Source organism: Pseudomonas sp. CP4 (assembly GCF_047758505.1).
Taxonomy (GTDB): Bacteria; Pseudomonadota; Gammaproteobacteria; order Pseudomonadales; family Pseudomonadaceae; genus Aquipseudomonas; species Aquipseudomonas fluorescens_AO.
Window position 1 is genome coordinate 5,133,365 of the sequence record NZ_CP180489.1, and the last position, 16,312, is coordinate 5,149,676.

General features: G+C 62.3%; 15 protein-coding genes. 10 read left to right on the forward strand and 5 right to left on the reverse strand.

Features of this window, described 5'->3' with window-relative positions; all coding sequences use genetic code 11:
* Positions 1–204 precede the first annotated feature (204 nt).
* Positions 205–1,479 carry a beta-ketoacyl-ACP synthase II gene (fabF, locus tag ACMYUN_RS23140; protein ID WP_129997326.1) on the forward strand — a complete coding sequence of 425 codons (1,275 nt, stop codon included), beginning with the start codon at positions 205–207 and terminating at the stop codon, positions 1,477–1,479.
* Here the strand turns inward: fabF and ACMYUN_RS23145 are convergent.
* From ACMYUN_RS23145 to eat, 3 genes are all read right to left on the reverse strand, one after another.
* Entirely contained in the window at positions 1,476–2,033 is a 558-nt protein-coding gene (locus ACMYUN_RS23145; RefSeq protein WP_415761867.1) for a TetR/AcrR family transcriptional regulator, read from the reverse strand. The two genes, fabF and ACMYUN_RS23145, sit on opposite strands and share 4 nt — an antisense overlap.
* A gap of 137 nt (positions 2,034–2,170) precedes the next feature.
* Entirely contained in the window at positions 2,171–2,338 is a 168-nt protein-coding gene (locus ACMYUN_RS23150; protein WP_016770901.1) for a DUF2897 family protein, read from the reverse strand.
* Between the two features lie 129 nt (positions 2,339–2,467).
* A complete protein-coding gene (gene eat / locus ACMYUN_RS23155; protein WP_310405719.1) occupies positions 2,468–3,832 on the reverse strand; it encodes an ethanolamine permease in 1,365 nt (454 codons plus the stop codon).
* 422 nt (positions 3,833–4,254) lie between these two features.
* Between eat and kdpF the strand changes: the two genes are divergently transcribed.
* From kdpF to ACMYUN_RS23185, 6 genes are all read left to right on the forward strand, one after another.
* Positions 4,255–4,344 carry a K(+)-transporting ATPase subunit F gene (kdpF, locus tag ACMYUN_RS23160; RefSeq protein ID WP_007899818.1) on the forward strand — a complete coding sequence of 30 codons (90 nt, stop codon included), beginning with the start codon at positions 4,255–4,257 and terminating at the stop codon, positions 4,342–4,344.
* Between the two features lie 8 nt (positions 4,345–4,352).
* Positions 4,353–6,047 carry a potassium-transporting ATPase subunit KdpA gene (gene kdpA, locus ACMYUN_RS23165; protein ID WP_129997324.1) on the forward strand — a complete coding sequence of 565 codons (1,695 nt, stop codon included), beginning with the start codon at positions 4,353–4,355 and terminating at the stop codon, positions 6,045–6,047.
* 10 nt (positions 6,048–6,057) lie between these two features.
* Positions 6,058–8,115, forward strand: a complete 2,058-nt coding sequence (kdpB, locus tag ACMYUN_RS23170) for a potassium-transporting ATPase subunit KdpB (RefSeq protein WP_415761868.1) — start codon at positions 6,058–6,060, stop codon at positions 8,113–8,115.
* A gap of 128 nt (positions 8,116–8,243) precedes the next feature.
* On the forward strand, positions 8,244–8,789 hold the full coding sequence (kdpC, locus tag ACMYUN_RS23175; RefSeq protein ID WP_415761869.1) for a potassium-transporting ATPase subunit KdpC: 546 nt from the start codon (positions 8,244–8,246) through the stop codon (positions 8,787–8,789).
* 132 nt (positions 8,790–8,921) lie between these two features.
* The gene (locus ACMYUN_RS23180) at positions 8,922–11,573 is read left to right on the forward strand and encodes a DUF4118 domain-containing protein (protein ID WP_415761870.1); all 2,652 of its coding nucleotides are present in this window, start codon (positions 8,922–8,924) and stop codon (positions 11,571–11,573) included.
* Between the two features lie 48 nt (positions 11,574–11,621).
* Positions 11,622–12,320 carry a response regulator gene (locus ACMYUN_RS23185; RefSeq protein WP_310405723.1) on the forward strand — a complete coding sequence of 233 codons (699 nt, stop codon included), beginning with the start codon at positions 11,622–11,624 and terminating at the stop codon, positions 12,318–12,320.
* A 124-nt stretch (positions 12,321–12,444) separates the two neighbouring features.
* On the opposite strand, the gene ACMYUN_RS23190 is transcribed toward ACMYUN_RS23185, so the two are convergent.
* Positions 12,445–13,482 carry a patatin-like phospholipase family protein gene (locus ACMYUN_RS23190; RefSeq protein ID WP_039759961.1) on the reverse strand — a complete coding sequence of 346 codons (1,038 nt, stop codon included), beginning with the start codon at positions 13,480–13,482 and terminating at the stop codon, positions 12,445–12,447.
* 214 nt (positions 13,483–13,696) lie between these two features.
* Between ACMYUN_RS23190 and ACMYUN_RS23195 the strand changes: the two genes are divergently transcribed.
* The 3 genes from ACMYUN_RS23195 (at position 13,697) to ACMYUN_RS23205 (ending at position 15,861) form a co-directional block, all read left to right on the forward strand.
* Positions 13,697–13,975, forward strand: a complete 279-nt coding sequence (locus ACMYUN_RS23195; protein ID WP_016770894.1) for a hypothetical protein — start codon at positions 13,697–13,699, stop codon at positions 13,973–13,975.
* Between the two features lie 98 nt (positions 13,976–14,073).
* Positions 14,074–14,832, forward strand: coding sequence for a CHAD domain-containing protein (locus ACMYUN_RS23200; RefSeq protein ID WP_415761871.1), 759 nt, complete (start codon positions 14,074–14,076; stop codon positions 14,830–14,832).
* A gap of 234 nt (positions 14,833–15,066) precedes the next feature.
* Entirely contained in the window at positions 15,067–15,861 is a 795-nt protein-coding gene (locus tag ACMYUN_RS23205; protein ID WP_129997318.1) for an acyl-CoA thioesterase, read from the forward strand.
* Position 15,862: 1 nt separating this feature from the next.
* Here ACMYUN_RS23205 and ACMYUN_RS23210 read toward each other — a convergent pair whose 3' ends face one another.
* Entirely contained in the window at positions 15,863–16,228 is a 366-nt protein-coding gene (locus ACMYUN_RS23210; protein ID WP_310405730.1) for a terminase, read from the reverse strand.
* Positions 16,229–16,312: the final 84 nt, after the last annotated feature.

Genomic DNA, 16,312 nt, shown 5'->3' on the forward strand with positions numbered 1-16,312 from the left:
CTGACAGTTCAACGCCGAGAGGCCGGTCATTGACCGGCCTTTTTATTGGGTGCCGATCTGGTCGATGCCTGAACGCTGAAAATTACGGGTATCATATTGCGCCTTCATTATGCCTATAATAATTTCGCTCGGGACTGATTCAGCAGCTGAATCGCAGTACACCGATGCACGTCGAATTTTGAATTGATAAGGGGTCACCACAATATGAACCAACGTCGAGTCGTCGTTACGGGCATGGGCCTGGTTTCACCCTTGGGCAGTGATGTTGAAATCGTCTGGCAGCGTTTGCTGGCCGGTCGTTCCGGGTTGCGCAACCTGCCAGACGCGGTTGTGGCTGATCTGCCGACCCGGGTCGGCGGCAGCGTGCCGACGGTGGAGGAGGATGCCGAGGCCGGGTTTGATCCGGATCGTGCGACGCCGCCCAAGGAACAGAAGAAGATGGATCGCTTCATCATGTTCGCCATGGAAGCGGCGCGGCAGGCGCTGGAGCAGGCAGGCTGGCATCCGGCGGACGCTGAAAGCCAGGAGCGGACCGCAACAATCATCGGCTCGGGCGTCGGTGGTTTCGGTGCCATTGCCGATGCCGTGCGTACCACCGACAGCCGTGGCCCGCGGCGTTTGTCGCCGTTCACCATCCCATCGTTTCTGGTCAATCTCGCGGCCGGTCATGTGTCGATCCAGCATGGCCTCAAAGGGCCGTTGGGCGCACCGGTTACCGCATGTGCCGCCGGGGTTCAGGCGATCGGCGATGCGGCGCGGTTGATTCGCGCAGGTGAGGCGGACATCGCTGTATGTGGCGGTGCTGAAGCTTCGATCGATCGCGTCAGTCTCGCCGGTTTCGCGGCGGCGCGGGCGCTGTCCAGCGGCTACAACGACACCCCGGAAAAAGCTTCGCGTCCCTTCGACAGTGGGCGCGATGGTTTCGTGATGGGCGAGGGCGCCGGTCTATTGGTCATCGAGTCGCTGGAGCATGCACTGGCACGCGGTGCGAAACCGTTGGCCGAACTGGTCGGCTACGGCACCACCGCCGATGCCTATCACCTGACCGCCGGGCCGGAAGACGGCAGCGGCGCGCGGCGGGCGATGCAATTGGCACTGGCTCAGGGCGGTGTGACGCCGGAGCAGGTGCAGCATCTCAACGCACATGCGACGTCGACGCCGGTCGGCGATTTGGGCGAGTTGGCGGCGATAAAGGCTGTGTTTGGTACGCAGGACAAGATCGCCGTGACTTCAACCAAATCCGCCACCGGTCATTTGCTTGGCGCTGCGGGTGGGCTGGAGGCGATTTTCACGCTGCTGGCGATTCGTGACCAGATGGTGCCGCCGACGCTCAACTTCGAAAACCCGGATCCGGCGAGCAAAGGTGTGGACATTGTCCATGGCGAGGCACGGTCGATGGCGATCGAATATGCCTTGTCCAACGGCTTCGGTTTTGGCGGGGTCAACGCGAGCGTGCTGTTCAAGCGCTGGGAAGGTTAATCGCTCGATTGCTTGAGATGTTCGCGGGTGACGTCGAGGATGCGCTGAGCGAAGTCGGCATTCGCGACGCTGCGTGACAGCAGCAGTGCGCCGGCCAGGGTCGCCATGATGACAATGCTGCGATCGGCGCTGTTCTCGCCTTCGAGCGTGCCTTGAATTTGTTCGAGGCGAGCGTTGAGGACTTCGTCACTGGTGGGGCTTGGCTGGCCGCGCAGGCCCAGTTCCGAGGAAATGGTCAGCAGCGGGCAGCCCTCTTGAGGCGAGGTCTGATGCCACTCTGACAGGTAGGTGTCGATGAATACTTGCAAAGGGTTTTCCTGCGCGAAGATTTCTTCGCATAGGCCCGCGACTTGCTCGCCGGCCTCTTGCATGGCTTTTTCGACCAGTTCTTCTTTGGATTTGAAGTGCGAGTAGAAACCGCCATGTGTCAAGCCTAGGGCTTTCATCAAAGGCTGCAGGCCGGTGGCGCCGATGCCGTCCTTGCGAAAGCGCGCCGAGGCTTCCTTGATGATGCGCTGATGGGTCTGGGCTTTGTGATCTGGCGAGTAACGCATGTGGAGCTCTCCGCGACGATGCTGCCATCTTAACCACGGAAGATTAAATGGTGACTGTACTTCCAAAATCTAAACAGCCGGCGGGTAAGTCCGATTGCGCTGGAAAAACAAACCCCGCCATGGCGGCGGGGTTGGTGTCAGCGGTCCTGTGCGTCCTTGGCGTCCGCTTCGGCATTGCGCTGTGCGACGCGCTTGCGTTCTTCATCGGTCAGTTCGACCTTGTTGGCGGTGTCGCGCAACATCATCAATCCGCCAACAATCGAGCCGATCGCAACGACCAGAATCAACCAGGCATACCAGGGCATAACGGCTCTCCTTAAGGGCAGCTCGACGGGCGAGGACTTCGCCGTGCGATGCTGCATACCACCTTTGAGCGAAACGACTTCGCAGTGGTTCCATTCTAGGCCGCTAATGCCCGGCACACCCGAACGGCGTCACAAACCGGTCAACATCGCATCCGCCGGCGCATCGGCGCGCAGTTGCCCGGTCAGCATGAAGTAGCAGAACCCCACCGCCATGAAACCGAGGAAAATCAGCCCGATCAGTGTGTTGAACCACGCCATCGCTACCAGGCAAACCACCGCCAGTATCAGCGCAATCATCGGAACCAGCGGATAGCACGGCGCGCGGAAAGTACGTTCCAGATTCGGTTCCGATTTACGCAGTTTGAACAGGCTGAGCATGCTCATGATGTACATCACGATCGCGCCGAACACGGCCATGGTGATCATCGCTGCGGTGAGTGTCATGCCGCCGAGGTTGATCAGGCCGTCGCTGTAGATCGCCGCGATGCCGATGAGGCCGCCAGCGATGATTGCCCGGTGTGGGGTCTGAAAGCGCGACAGTTTTGCCAATGAGGCAGGCAGGTAACCGGCGCGGGCGAGGGCGAAGAATTGTCGTGAGTAGCCGAGGATGATGCCGTGAAAACTGGCGACCAGGCCGAACAGACCGATCCAGACCAGCATGTGCAGCCAACCGGAGTTGTCGCCGACCACGGTTTTCATCGCTTGTGGTAACGGATCGTTGATGTTGGCCAAGGTGCGCCAGTCGCCTACACCGCCCGCGAAGAACATCACGCCCATGGCCAGCAGCACCAGGGTCAGGATGCCGCTGATGTAGGCTTTCGGGATCGTGCGTTTCGGGTCCTTGGCTTCTTCGGCGGCCATGGCGGCGCCTTCGATGGCGAGGAAGAACCAGATCGCGAAGGGAATCGCCGCGAACATCCCGGCAATCGCCGGCGCGCCGAAGACGTCAGAACCGGCCCAGCCATTCAGTGCAAAGTTGCTGAAGCTGAACGCCGGCGCGACCACGCCCATGAACACCAGCAACTCAGCCACCGCCAGCACGCAGACGATCAGCTCGAACGTCGCGGCCAGTTTCACTCCGAGAATGTTCAGGCCCATGAACACGATGTACGCGCCGACCGCCGCGTGTTTCGGGTCCAGTGCCGGAAATTGCACATTCAAGTAAGCGCCTATCGCCAGAGCAATCGCTGGCGGGGCGAAGACGAATTCGATCAGTGTGGCCAGTCCGGCGATCAATCCGCCTTTTTCGCCAAACGCGCGGCGGCTGTAGGCAAACGGCCCGCCGGCGTGGGGAATCGCGGTGGTCAGTTCGGTAAAGCTGAAGATAAAGCAGGTGTACATGGTCGCGACCATGAATGAAGTCACCAGAAATCCCAGCGTACCGGCCACGCCCCAGCCGTAACTCCAGCCGAAATATTCCCCGGAAATCACCAGCCCCACGGCAATGCCCCACAGGTGCAACGTGCCCAGCGTGGGTTTGAGTTGTGTGTTCATGCGCTTGCTCCCGCAATGGTTGGAAAGCTCGGGAGAGGGCATGTGCAGTGGACGTGCCATTACGCTGAAACAAGTCGTAATGAGTTCAAAGCTGTCGCAGCGGGGATGATTGGCGCTGAATGTGTGGGTTTTGTGCGCCAGTTGGGAGCAGCGGAGTCTGTTATGCCGTCTTCGCGAGCAAGCCCGCTCCCACAGGTTTCTGCGTCGTCCGCTGAATTTGATTCCAGCGCATAACCGGTGGGAGTCGGGCTTGCCCGCGATGAGGCCCGCCCTGACGCTGCAAAACCTGCTGTAACGCCGGCATAAACCCACTCTTTACGCTTTCTTTATGCCCCGCCACACCCCTCGCTCTCGTTCCTTTACAGCCTCCTTCCCGACAATCGCTGCACACACGGCAATACGCCGTTACACGGAGATCTTCCATGAGCGTTCTGGACGGGGTGTCACTGCTGTTGGCAGTGGGGCTGTTCATTTATCTGTTGGTTGCGCTGTTGCGCGCGGACCGGAACTAGGAGCGGCTATGCACAGTTATGACTATTGGCTGATCCTCGGGTTTTTTGCGCTGGTCTTGCTGCCAGCGCCGTTCCTTGGGCGCTTCTATTACAAGGTGATGGAAGGCCAGCGCACTTGGCTGACGCCGATTCTCGGCCCGGTCGAGCGCGGTTGCTATCGTCTTGCCGGGGTCGATGCGCAGGCGGAGCAGAGCTGGCAGAAATACACGCTGGCATTGCTGGCCTTCAACCTTGCCGGTTTCCTGCTCCTGTTTGCGATTCTGCTGTTCCAGGATCACCTGCCGCTGAACCCGCAAAACCTGCCGGGCCAGGAATGGACCCAGGCGTTTAACACCGCGGTCAGCTTCATGACCAACACCAACTGGCAGTCCTACAGCGGCGAAGCGACCCTCAGCTATCTGAGTCAGATGGTCGGCCTCACTGTGCAGAACTTCGTCAGCGCCGCCACTGGCCTCGCCGTGCTGGTCGCGTTGTGCCGTGGCATCGGGCGCAAATCGACGAAAACCCTGGGGAATTTCTGGGTCGACATGACTCGCGCCACCCTCTACGGCCTGCTGCCGCTGTGCCTGTTGCTGGCGCTGTATCTGGTCTGGCAGGGCGTGCCGCAAACCTTCGCCCAGTATGTAAATGCCGTGACCCTGCAAGGCGTCGATCAGGTGATCCCGCTCGGCCCGGCCGCCAGTCAGATTGCGATCAAACAACTGGGCACCAACGGTGGCGGTTTCTTCGGCGTCAACTCGGCGCATCCGTTCGAGAACCCCACCGCGTGGAGCAACCTGTTCGAAGTCGCTTCGATCATCCTGATCCCGGTGGCACTGGTGTTCACCTTCGGCCACTACGTCAAGGATCTGCGTCAGAGCCGCGCGATCATCGCCTGCATGTTGGCGTTGTTCCTGATCGGCGGTGCGACGTCGTTGTGGGCTGAGTATCAGCCGAATCCGACCCTGAACAACGCCGCCGTTGAGCAGACTGCACCGCTGGAAGGCAAGGAAGCGCGCTTCGGTACCACCGCGACGGTGCTGTGGTCGGTGACTACCACGGCGGCTTCGAACGGCTCGGTGAACGGCATGCACGATAGCCTCAACCCGCTGAGCGGCATGGTCGCGCTGGTCAACATGATGGTCGGCGAAGTGATCTTCGGCGGGGTCGGCGCCGGGCTCTACGGCATGTTGCTCAACGTGCTGATCGCGGTGTTCCTCGCCGGCCTGATGATCGGTCGTACGCCGGAATACCTCGGCAAGAAACTCCAGGCCCGCGAAGTGCAGTTGCTGGTGGTGACGCTGCTGGTGATGCCGGTCGGCGTGCTGGTGCTCGGCGCCATTGCCGCCACGGTTCCCAGCGCTGCGGCAACCATCAGCAACCCCGGCCCGCATGGTTTCAGTCAGTTGCTCTATGCCTACACCTCGGCGAGCGCCAACAACGGCTCGGCATTCGGTGGCCTGAGCGCGAACACGCCGTTCCACAACCTGATGCTCGGTCTGGGCATGTTGATCGGCCGCTTCGGCTACATCCTGCCCGTGCTGGCACTGGCCGGTAGCCTGGCGATGAAGAAAAGCGCACCGGTCGGCCAGAACAGTTTTCCGACTCACGGCCCGCTGTTCGTGACCCTGTTGACCGTGACCATTTTGCTGGTGGGCGGCCTGACGTTCCTGCCGACGCTGGCGCTCGGTCCTATCGCCGAACATTTAAGTATGGGCTTCTAAGGAATCCATCATGAATATGCCTGCAATCAAACCCGCCGCCGTCAAAGCGCCGGAACACGCCAAAACCGCGATCTCGGCCCTGTGGCGTCCGGCGCTGGTGCAAGCCTTCGTCAAGCTCGACCCACGACAACTGGCGCGTTCGCCGGTGATGCTGGTGGTCGAACTGACGGCGATTTTCACCACTGTGCTGTGCTTCATCCCGGATGCCCACGTGCCGACCTTCGTCGCCGCGCAAATCGCTCTGTGGCTGTGGTTCACCGTGCTGTTCGCCAACTTCGCCGAGGCCCTGGCCGAAGGTCGTGGCAAGGCCCGCGCCGACAGCCTCAAGGCCGGCAGCGAAGGCCTCAGCGCCCGCTGCCGCCAAGCCGATGGCAGCTTCAAGATCGTGCCGGCTGCCAACCTGCGCAAGGGCGACGTGGTGCGTATCGAAGCTGGGGAAATGATCCCCGGTGACGGCGAAGTCATCGAAGGCATCGCGGCGGTCAACGAAGCGGCGATCACCGGTGAATCGGCGCCGGTGATCCGCGAGTCCGGCGGCGACCGCTCGGCCGTCACCGGCAACACGCGATTGGTGTCCGACTGGCTGCTGGTGAAGATCACCACCAACCCTGGTGAATCGACCCTCGACCGGATGATCGCCCTGGTCGAAGGCGCCAAACGGCAGAAGACCCCGAACGAAGTGGCGCTGGACATCCTGCTGATCGGCCTGACCCTGATCTTTCTGCTGGTGGTCGTCACCCTGCAACCGTTCGCGCATTTTGCCAATGGCAGCCTGCCGCTGGTGTTCCTCGTCGCGTTATTGGTCACGCTGATTCCGACCACCATCGGCGGTCTGCTGTCGGCCATCGGTATCGCCGGGATGGATCGGCTGGTGCGACTCAACGTGATCGCCAAGTCCGGCCGTGCGGTGGAGGCGGCGGGTGATGTGCACGTGCTGTTGCTCGACAAGACCGGCACCATCACCTTCGGCAACCGTCGCTGCAGCGCGGTGTATGCCGCGCCGGGTGTGACCGGCCGTGAGCTGGCCGAAGGCGCGCTGTTCGCCTCGCTGGGCGACGAAACTGCTGAAGGCAAGTCGATCGTCGAGTTCCTCCGTGGTCTGCATCCACAACCGGAGCCGGCCGCGGAAACCCTGACCGCCGTGCCGTTCAGCGCGGAAACCCGCTTGTCCGGCGTCGATTATCAGGGCCGCGTGTATCGCAAGGGTGCAGTGGATTCGCTGCTGGCTTTTCTCGGTCAGCAACGTAGCGATCTGGCCCCGGCGCTGGCGCGGGAAATCGACAAGATTGCCCAGAGCGGTGGCACGCCGTTGCTGGTCTGTGCTGACGGCAAATTGCTTGGCGCGATCCATCTCAAGGACGTGGTCAAGCCAGGCATCCGCGAGCGTTTTGCCGAGCTGCGCAAACTGGGGATTCGCACGGTGATGGTCACCGGCGACAACCCGCTGACCGCTGCTGCGATCGCCGCTGAAGCCGGCGTCGACGATGTGCTCGCCGAAGCCACGCCGGAGAAGAAACTCGCGCGCATTCGTCACGAGCAGAACGACGGTCGCCTGGTCGCCATGTGCGGCGACGGCGCCAACGACGCCCCGGCGCTGGCCCAGGCAGACGTCGGCATGGCCATGAACGATGGCACGCAAGCGGCACGCGAAGCGGCGAACATGGTCGACCTCGACAGCGACCCGACCAAGCTGCTCGACGTGGTGCAGATCGGCAAGGAATTGCTGGTGACCCGTGGCGCGCTGACGACCTTTTCCATCGCCAACGACATCGCCAAATACTTCGCGATTCTGCCGGCGCTGTTCGCCTCGATTTACCCGCAGCTGGGCGTGCTGAACATCATGCATCTGAGCAGTCCGCAGAGCGCGATTCTCTCGGCCATCGTCTTCAACGCGCTGATCATCGTTGTGCTGATTCCGCTGGCATTGCGCGGCGTGCGTGTGCAGGCAGCGAGTGCGGCGGCGTTGCTGCGGCGCAATCTGCTGATCTATGGCGTCGGCGGGATTGTCGTGCCGTTCGTGGGGATCAAGGTGATCGACATGCTGCTCACGGCGTTGCATCTGGTGTAACGCTTTCGCGAGCAGGCTCGCTCCCACCTGAAACTGCATTCCCCTGTGGGAGCGAGCCTGCTCGCGAAGAATGCGCCACTGCTTATCTGACTCAACACAGTACTGTTTTCTGAATCGAGGATTCTGCAATGTCCACAACCCTACGCCCGGCCCTGACCCTGTTGGCGCTGATGACCCTGATCACCGGCGTCGCCTATCCACTCGCGGTCACCGGCATCGCCCAGGTCGCCTTCCCGGCTCAGGCCAACGGCAGCCTGATCCATGACGCCGACGGCAAAGTCCGCGGCTCGTCGCTGATTGCCCAGGATTTCAGCGGTGACAACTGGTTCCACCCACGGCCATCCGCCGGGGCTTTTGCCACGGTCGCCAGCGGCGCCAGCAACCTCGCGCCGAGCAATCCGGCCCTGGCGACCCGCGTGATCGAAGACGCGCAAAAACAACAAGTCGCTGGGCAGGGGCCGGTGCCATTGGCCTTGCTGACCACCTCCGCCAGCGGCCTCGATCCGCACTTGCCACCGGCAGCGATTGCCTATCAACTGGCGCGTGTCGCGGCGGCGCGCAACCTGCCGGTATCGACTTTGCAGCAATTGCTCGACCAGCACATCGAACAACCGCTGGTGGGGCCGCCGGTGGTGAATGTGCTGGAGCTGAACCTGGCACTGCAAAACCTGTAATCGGCGGCGCGGCCATTCGCGAGCAGGCTCGCTCCCACCTTTGGAATGCATATCCATGTGGGAGCGAGCCTGCTCGCGAAGGCGCCCTGACAATCACCGCATAAATTTCAGAAGAAAGAGAGCATCCCCAGCATGAGCGACTCTGGCCGCGCCGACGCATTGTTAGCAGACCTGCCCCGCGCTGGCCGTGGCCGGCTCAAGGTTTTTCTCGGGGCGGCGCCCGGGGTCGGCAAGACCTACGCCATGCTCCAGGCCGCGCACACGCAACTGCGCCAAGGCGTGAAGGTTCTCGCCGGCGTGGTCGAAACCCATGGCCGCGCCGAAACCGAAGCCTTGCTCGGCGGCTTGCCGCAGCAACCGTTGGTGCGCAGCGAATACCGTGGCGTGCTGCTCGAAGAAATGGACCTCGACGGCTTGCTCGCGGCCAAGCCGAAGCTTGTGCTGGTCGATGAACTGGCTCACAGCAACGCCCCCGGCAGCCGCCACGCCAAGCGCTGGCAAGACATTCAGGAACTGCTCGCCGCCGGCATCGACGTGTTCACCACGGTCAACGTCCAGCACCTAGAGAGCCTCAACGATCAGGTGCGCGGCATCACCGGCGTGCAGGTGCGCGAAACCCTGCCGGACTGGGTCTTGCAGGAAGCTTTCGAGCTGCTGCTGATCGACCTGCCGCCGCGTGAATTGCTCGAGCGTCTGCGCGAAGGCAAGGTCTACGTACCGGAGCAGGCCCGCGCCGCCATCGACGCTTTTTTCACCCAGACCAACCTTACCGCCCTGCGTGAACTGGCAATGCAGACCGCTGCCGCGCAGGTCGACAACGATCTCGCCCAAGGCTATCGCCAACTCGGTCAGGCCGCGCCGGCTGTGCGCGGGCGTTTGCTGGTCGGCGTCGATGGTGATGCGCAGGCCGAACGGCTGGTGCGTCACGCCAGTCGCGTCGCCCAGCGCCGGCATCTGCCGTGGAGTCTGGTGCATGTCGACAACGGCAGCGCTCGGGATGAGCAATCACGCTTGCGTCTGCAAAGCGCCCAGCAACTGGCCGAACGTCTCGGCGGCGAAGTGGTGCTGTTGCGGGCCGGCGAAGTGGCGAAAACCCTGATTCAGCACGCTGGCGAACGCCGCGCCAGTCTGCTCTTGGTCGGTCAGTCGCGGCCACGCTTGCGCCGTCGCTTGTTCGGCGGAGGCCTGGCGGCGCGCCTGCTGCGTCAGGCGCACGGTCTGGAAATCAACGTCCTCGACAGTGACCACGAACAGCATCAACCGCGCCCGCGCAATCCAGTGACGCTGGTGTGGTTCGATTACGCGCTGGCGCTGGTGGCGACGTTGTTGGCCAGCGCGTTGGCCTGGGCGGTGTCGAGCGTGTTGCCGCTGCCGAACATCTCGCTGGTGTTTCTCGCGGCGGTGTTGCTGGTGGCGGTGCGCAGTAGCCTCGGCCCGGCGCTGGCCTGTGCGGCGCTGTCGTTTCTCACCTACGATTTTCTGTTCATCCCACCGAATTTCTCGTTCAGCATCCAGCGCGAAGAAGACGTGCTGACGCTGCTGTTTTTCCTGTTGATGGCGGCGCTCACCGGCAATCTCGCAGCACGGCAGCGGCGACAATTGCAGGCCTTGCGCGATACCCAGGAAGAAACCAGCGAACTGCTCGACCTGTCGCGCAAACTCACCGCCGCGACCGATCGCCAAGCCGTAGTCAGCGCCGCTGCGCAACACCTCGAAGGCTGGAGCGATTTGCAATTGTGCCTGCTCAACCGCGACGGGCAGGGCGGCTGGAAGGTCGAAACCGGCGGACCGCTGCAATTCACCGAGGCCGAACGCGCCGCCGCCGATTGGGCCTGGCAACACGATCAACCGGCGGGCAAGGGCACCGGCACCTTGCCGCTGGGGCGTTGGTGGTGGTGGCCGTTGTCGGTCGAGGACGGGCCGCTGGCGTTGCTCGGTGTTTGCGCCAGGGAAGGCCAGAGTTTGAGCGGTCAGCGTCGGCGCTTGCTCACTGCGCTCAGCCAGCCGCTGGCGCAAGCCCTGGCCCGTGCGCAATTGGCCGATGACCTCGAAGCGGCGCGCCTGCACGGCGAAACCGAACAATTGCGCAGCGCCTTGCTCGCCTCGGTGTCCCACGATTTACGAACGCCGCTGACGGCCATGCGCGGCAGCATCGACAGCCTGTTGGCCCTCGGCGAAGCGATTCCGCTGGAGGATCGCTGCGAACTGCTCGAAGGCACCCGCGATGAGGCCGAACGCCTCGACCGCTACATCCAGAACCTGCTCGACATGACCCGCCTCGGCCACGGCGCCCTGAAGCTGGCGCGGGACTGGGTTTCGCCAGCCGATATCGTCGGCAGTTCGCTCAATCGCCTGCGCGCGGTGCTGGCGCCGCTACACGTCAGCACCGAGGTGCCGGCCGAGTTGCCGCTGCTGTATGTGCACGCGGCGTTGATCGAGCAGGCGCTGGTTAACGTGCTGGAAAACGCCGCGCGCTTTTCGCCCAGCCACGGTCGCCTGCAACTGCGTGCCGGTGCCGATGAGCAGGAGATTTTCTTTGCGGTCAGCGATGAAGGCCCGGGGATTCCCGAAGAGGACCGAGCGAAGATTTTCGATATGTTCTACACCGCCGCGCGCGGTGATCGCGGCGGGCAGGGCACAGGGTTGGGACTGGCGATCTGTCAGGGGATGGTCGGCGCCCACGGTGGGCATATTTCCGTGGCTGACGGCATCGACGGGCGTGGCACCTGCATCACCTTGTACCTGCCATTGCAGGCGCAGCCGGGCATGGACGGTGAAGCATGAAGTCGACTGCGCTACTCTCTTGCCACTCTTTTGTGTTGATGTGAATTCATGAGCCAGACCGCGACCATTTTGGTCATTGATGACGAACCGCAGATCCGCAAATTCCTGCGCATCAGCCTCGCTTCACAGGGCTATAAAGTGCTCGAGGCCGGCACCGGTGCCGAAGGCCTGGCGCAAGCCGCGCTGAGCAAACCGGACCTGGTGGTGCTCGACCTCGGCCTGCCGGACATGGACGGTCAGCAGGTGCTGCGCGAGTTGCGCGAGTGGGCGACCACGCCCGTGCTGGTGTTGTCTGTGCGCGCCAGTGAAGGGCAGAAGGTCGAAGCGCTGGATGGCGGCGCGAACGATTACGTGACTAAACCGTTCGGCATCCAGGAATTTCTCGCACGGGTTCGCGCGTTATTGCGTCAGGCTCCGGCGGGGGAGGCGCAACCGGCGGCGCTGAGTTTTGGCCCGTTGACCGTGGATCTGGCTTATCGGCGCGTGCTGCTCGATGGCGCCGAAGTCGCCCTGACCCGCAAGGAGTATGCGGTGCTCGCGCAACTGGCGCGGCATCCGGGGCGGGTGATCACCCAGCAGCAATTGCTCAAGGATATCTGGGGGCCGACGCACACCGAGGACAGTCATTACCTGCGCATCGTGGTCGGGCATCTGCGCCAGAAACTGGCGGATGACCCGACCCGGCCACGGTTTATCGTGACTGAGGCGGGGGTTGGGTATCGGTTGTTGAGTGAAAACAGCCTGTAGCTTTGTAGTGGCCGATCCGGCGCCTTCGCGAGCAAGCTCGCTCCCACATTTGGAATGCATTCCCCTGTGGGAGCGAGCTTGCTCGCGAAGAGGCCAGAATAAACACTGAAGGACTTTCAGGATTTCAACCCTGCTCCTGCTCATACCGATCCAGCGTGTCACTGGCAATTTCCCGACCCAGCGCGATCAATTCCGGCGCCTTGTAGAACTCGAAAAACCGGCACACCCGCTTCGGCACGTTGATCAGGATGTCCGGCGGATACCCGGCAATCTTGTACTGCGCCAGTGAGGTCTGCATCACCTCGAAACTCTGGTTGATCAGATCCAGCAGCGACGCCGGCCCGACGTTATCGATGATGAACGAACCGGTAGCGGATTTCGGCGCGCCCTCGCGTTCCGGGGCGGCGGCCGGTTGCTGGCTTTCCGGCTCGACGCCCTCAAGCCACGGATTGATCTCCGCCGCCTCTGCGCGCAGGGCTTCCTGTTCGAGCTTCAACAATTGCTCGGCCTGTTTACGGCGGAACGGCAACTTCGAACCCATGGATTTGATCAGACTGTCGAAGCGCGAACGAAACGCTGCTGGCCGCTCGATCACCGGCAACTTGTACTGCCGCTGGTTGGTGGCGTTGAGGTTGACCGCGATGATCAGATCGCAGTGACTCGACACCACCGGAACGATCGGCAACGGATTGAGAATGCCGCCGTCGACCAGCATGCGGTTGCCCTGCATCACCGGGGTAAACAGGCTGGGAATCGCCGCAGAGGCGCGCATGGCCTGGTGCAGGCAGCCTTCCTGAAACCAGATTTCCTGCTGGTTGGTCAGATCGGCGGCGACGGCGGTGTAGGGGATGCGCAGGTCCTCGATATTGATCTCGCCGACGATCTTGCGGATCTGCCCGAAGACCTTTTCACCGCGAATCGCGCCGAGACGGAAACTCACATCGACCAGGCGCAGCACGTCGAGGTAATCAAGGCTTTCGATCCAGCGCCGGTACTCATCCAGTTTGCCGGCGGCATAGATCCCGCCGACCACCGCGCCCATCGAACAACCGGCAATGCAGGCGATGTCGTAGCCGCGTTTTTCAATTTCTTCGATAACGCCGATATGGGCATAGCCCCGGGCGCCACCGGAGCCCAGCACCAGTGCGACACGCTTTTTCATCAAACTTCCTCCGGACAAGCCTGCACAATGCACGCATCGGCCAAGCGGCTCAATCGCCAAGGTCGTTGCGCGAAGCGGTGACGTCGTTTTTCGTTCGCGGCGCACGCTTGCGCGCTATGCTCTGCGCCACGTGGTTTGACCGGTCAGCGAGGCACTTTTTCGCCGCTTGACCGTCTTACCTGCACGACTGTTGACCTACCTTGAGGTGTGAGTGATGAAAGCCTGGATCTGTGTACCGTTGATGGCTCTGGTTCTGGCCGGTTGCGCCGGCAAAACCGCGTACCGCGACAGCTGCGGCAGCCAACTCGACGCGGCCTGGCACGAACTGGACCTGGCCAAGGCCGAAGGCTTCGCCGGCACCGTCAGCTATTCCAAAGCGCTGTCGCTGCTGACCGCCGCCAAGACCCAGCAACAATTCGAAGGCTTCGAAGGCTGCAGCAAGAAAGCCGAGAAAGCCCGTTTCTACATTCGCGAATCCCGCGCAGGAAGATAAAAAAGCAGCTGCAAGTTTCAAGCTGCAAGCTCAAAGCGACCCCATTCAGCTTGAAGCTTGCAGCTTGCAACTTGAAGCTGTCTACGGAGTAGACCCCCATGATCGATCGCTTGGTGGCTCATGTGTTGAGCCTGGATGTGCGGCTGCTGGCCTGTCAGGCGCGCTTGACTGCGCGCACTGATCCGGAGGCGTTGCATGATTTGCGCACTACGGTGCGACGCTTGCGCAGTCTGTTGCGGCCGTTGCGCGGCTTGCCGGGTGTCGAGCAACTGGAGGCGGCGGCTTCGGCGGTGGGCGAGCTGACCACGCCGTGGCGTGATCGCGAAGTGCTGGCGGCGTATCTGCTTGAGCATGACCAACCTGCGGCTGCGCAGCGGCGTCTGGCGCAGATGGCCGAGGCGTATCCGTCGCTGGCGGCGAGTGCGGAATTGGCTTCGCTGCTGATGATTCTTGACGCTTTTCCACGCTTTTTGCGCGCGTCCCAGCGTCAGGGCTTGCTCAAGGATCTGGATAAACGCATTGAAAAACGCTTGGGCAAACAATGGCAGAAGCTCGACGCGGCGCTGCACGATCCCGCCCATGACCGCCATCGTCTGCGCCTGCTGATCAAGCGCGTGCGCTATGGCATCGAAGCCTATCCCGAGCTGGATCGCTTGCCGAAACCGGCTTACAAACGCCTGAAATCCGCGCAAGGCGCACTGGGCGACTGGCACGATTGCTGGCAATGGCTGGCGCGCGCCGAGCAGGAGGCCGATCTGCAACCGTGCGTGGCCACCTGGCAGGCAGGGTTGATCAAGGCAGAGCTGAAGGCCGATCGAGTGCTGGAGAAGCTCAGCACGACGTGTTTCAAATCCTGATATCGCCGCATCCCCCTTGTAGGAGTGAGCCTGCTCGCGATAGCGGTCTGTCAGTCGACAATTCATTGTCAGATAAATCGCTATCGCGAGCAGGCTCACTCCTACATGGGATTTCGGCGTGACGGATATTGGCGCAAGGCCTATCTGTCAGCCCATTTGACCGGAATAGACGCTGCGCCGCCGCCCTGCGCTGGTTAAGATCCGCGCATCCCTTTTTCGTTTTCCGAGGTTGCCATGCGCTTTTGCGATCTGCTCGATGCTGTCCGCCAACAACCTGAAGTGACCATCCCCGCCGAATGGGGGCAGGGCCGGGCCAGTTTTGGCGGGCTGGTGGCTGCGCTGCAATTTGAAGTCATGCGTACCAGGGTGCCGACGGAGCGCCCGGTGCGTTCGCTGGCGATTACCTTTGTCGGCCCGGTCGAGCCGGAGGTGCCGGTGAGTTTCGAAGTCGACGTGCTGCGTGAAGGCAAAGCCGTCAGCCAGGTGTTGGGCCGCGCCATGCAAAACGGCCAAGTGGTGACGATCATTCAGGGCAGCTTCGGCGCCTCGCGGCCTTCGGAAGTCGCCGTCGAAGCCTACCCGGCGCCCACCATGAAACACTGGGACGAATGCCAGGAGCTGCCCTACATCAAAGGCGTGACCCCGGAATTCATGCGCCATCTGGCGATGCGCTGGAGCGTCGGCGGGATTCCGTTCTCCGGCACGCCATCGCGCTTGATGGGCGGCTGGGTGCGGTTGCGTGGGGATGTCAAAGAGGAGCCGGTCAACGAGGCGCATCTGCTGGCGCTGGTGGATGCCTGGCCACCGGCGCTGTTGCCGTATCTGAAGAAACCGGCACCGGGCAGCACGCTGACCTGGACCATCGAATTCGTGCAGCCGTTACACGACTTGAGCACGCTGGATTGGTGCCAATACCTGGCCGATATCGAATACGCAGCCGACGGTTACGGCCATGTCGCCGCGAAGCTGTGGAGTGCGAAAGGGGAGCTGATTGCCATGAGCCGGCAGACCGTAACGATCTTCGCCTGACTCAATGCCGACGGTGGCGCTCACGCCAGGCGCGCCACCAGCCACCGCTGAGAAAGAACCGCGGAAAGGTCAGAAACTGCTCGACCAGCAAACGTGACACGGCGTCTTTGCGATCACTGAACGGCTCGGAGGCTTGCGCTTCCAGGCTGTGGCCGTGGCGCTGCAGACCCAGCGCCGCGACAATCCCGATCACACCGATGGCGACGCTGGCCAGACTCAAGCTGAACACCCCCGACACGATCAACAGAAACGCCACAATGAACAGCGGCACGGCAATCAGGTGCAGGACCAGATTGGCCGGATGCTGGTGATTGCCCGGGTAGGCGCGCCATTGCCACGCGGGAAGGTTGGGGTGACGTTTGCCCATGTTTGCTACTCCTCGATCCATGTTGAACACATGCTTGAAGAATAGGCCCGGTCGCGGAGGGCGGCGAATCAAGGTTGGCTATTG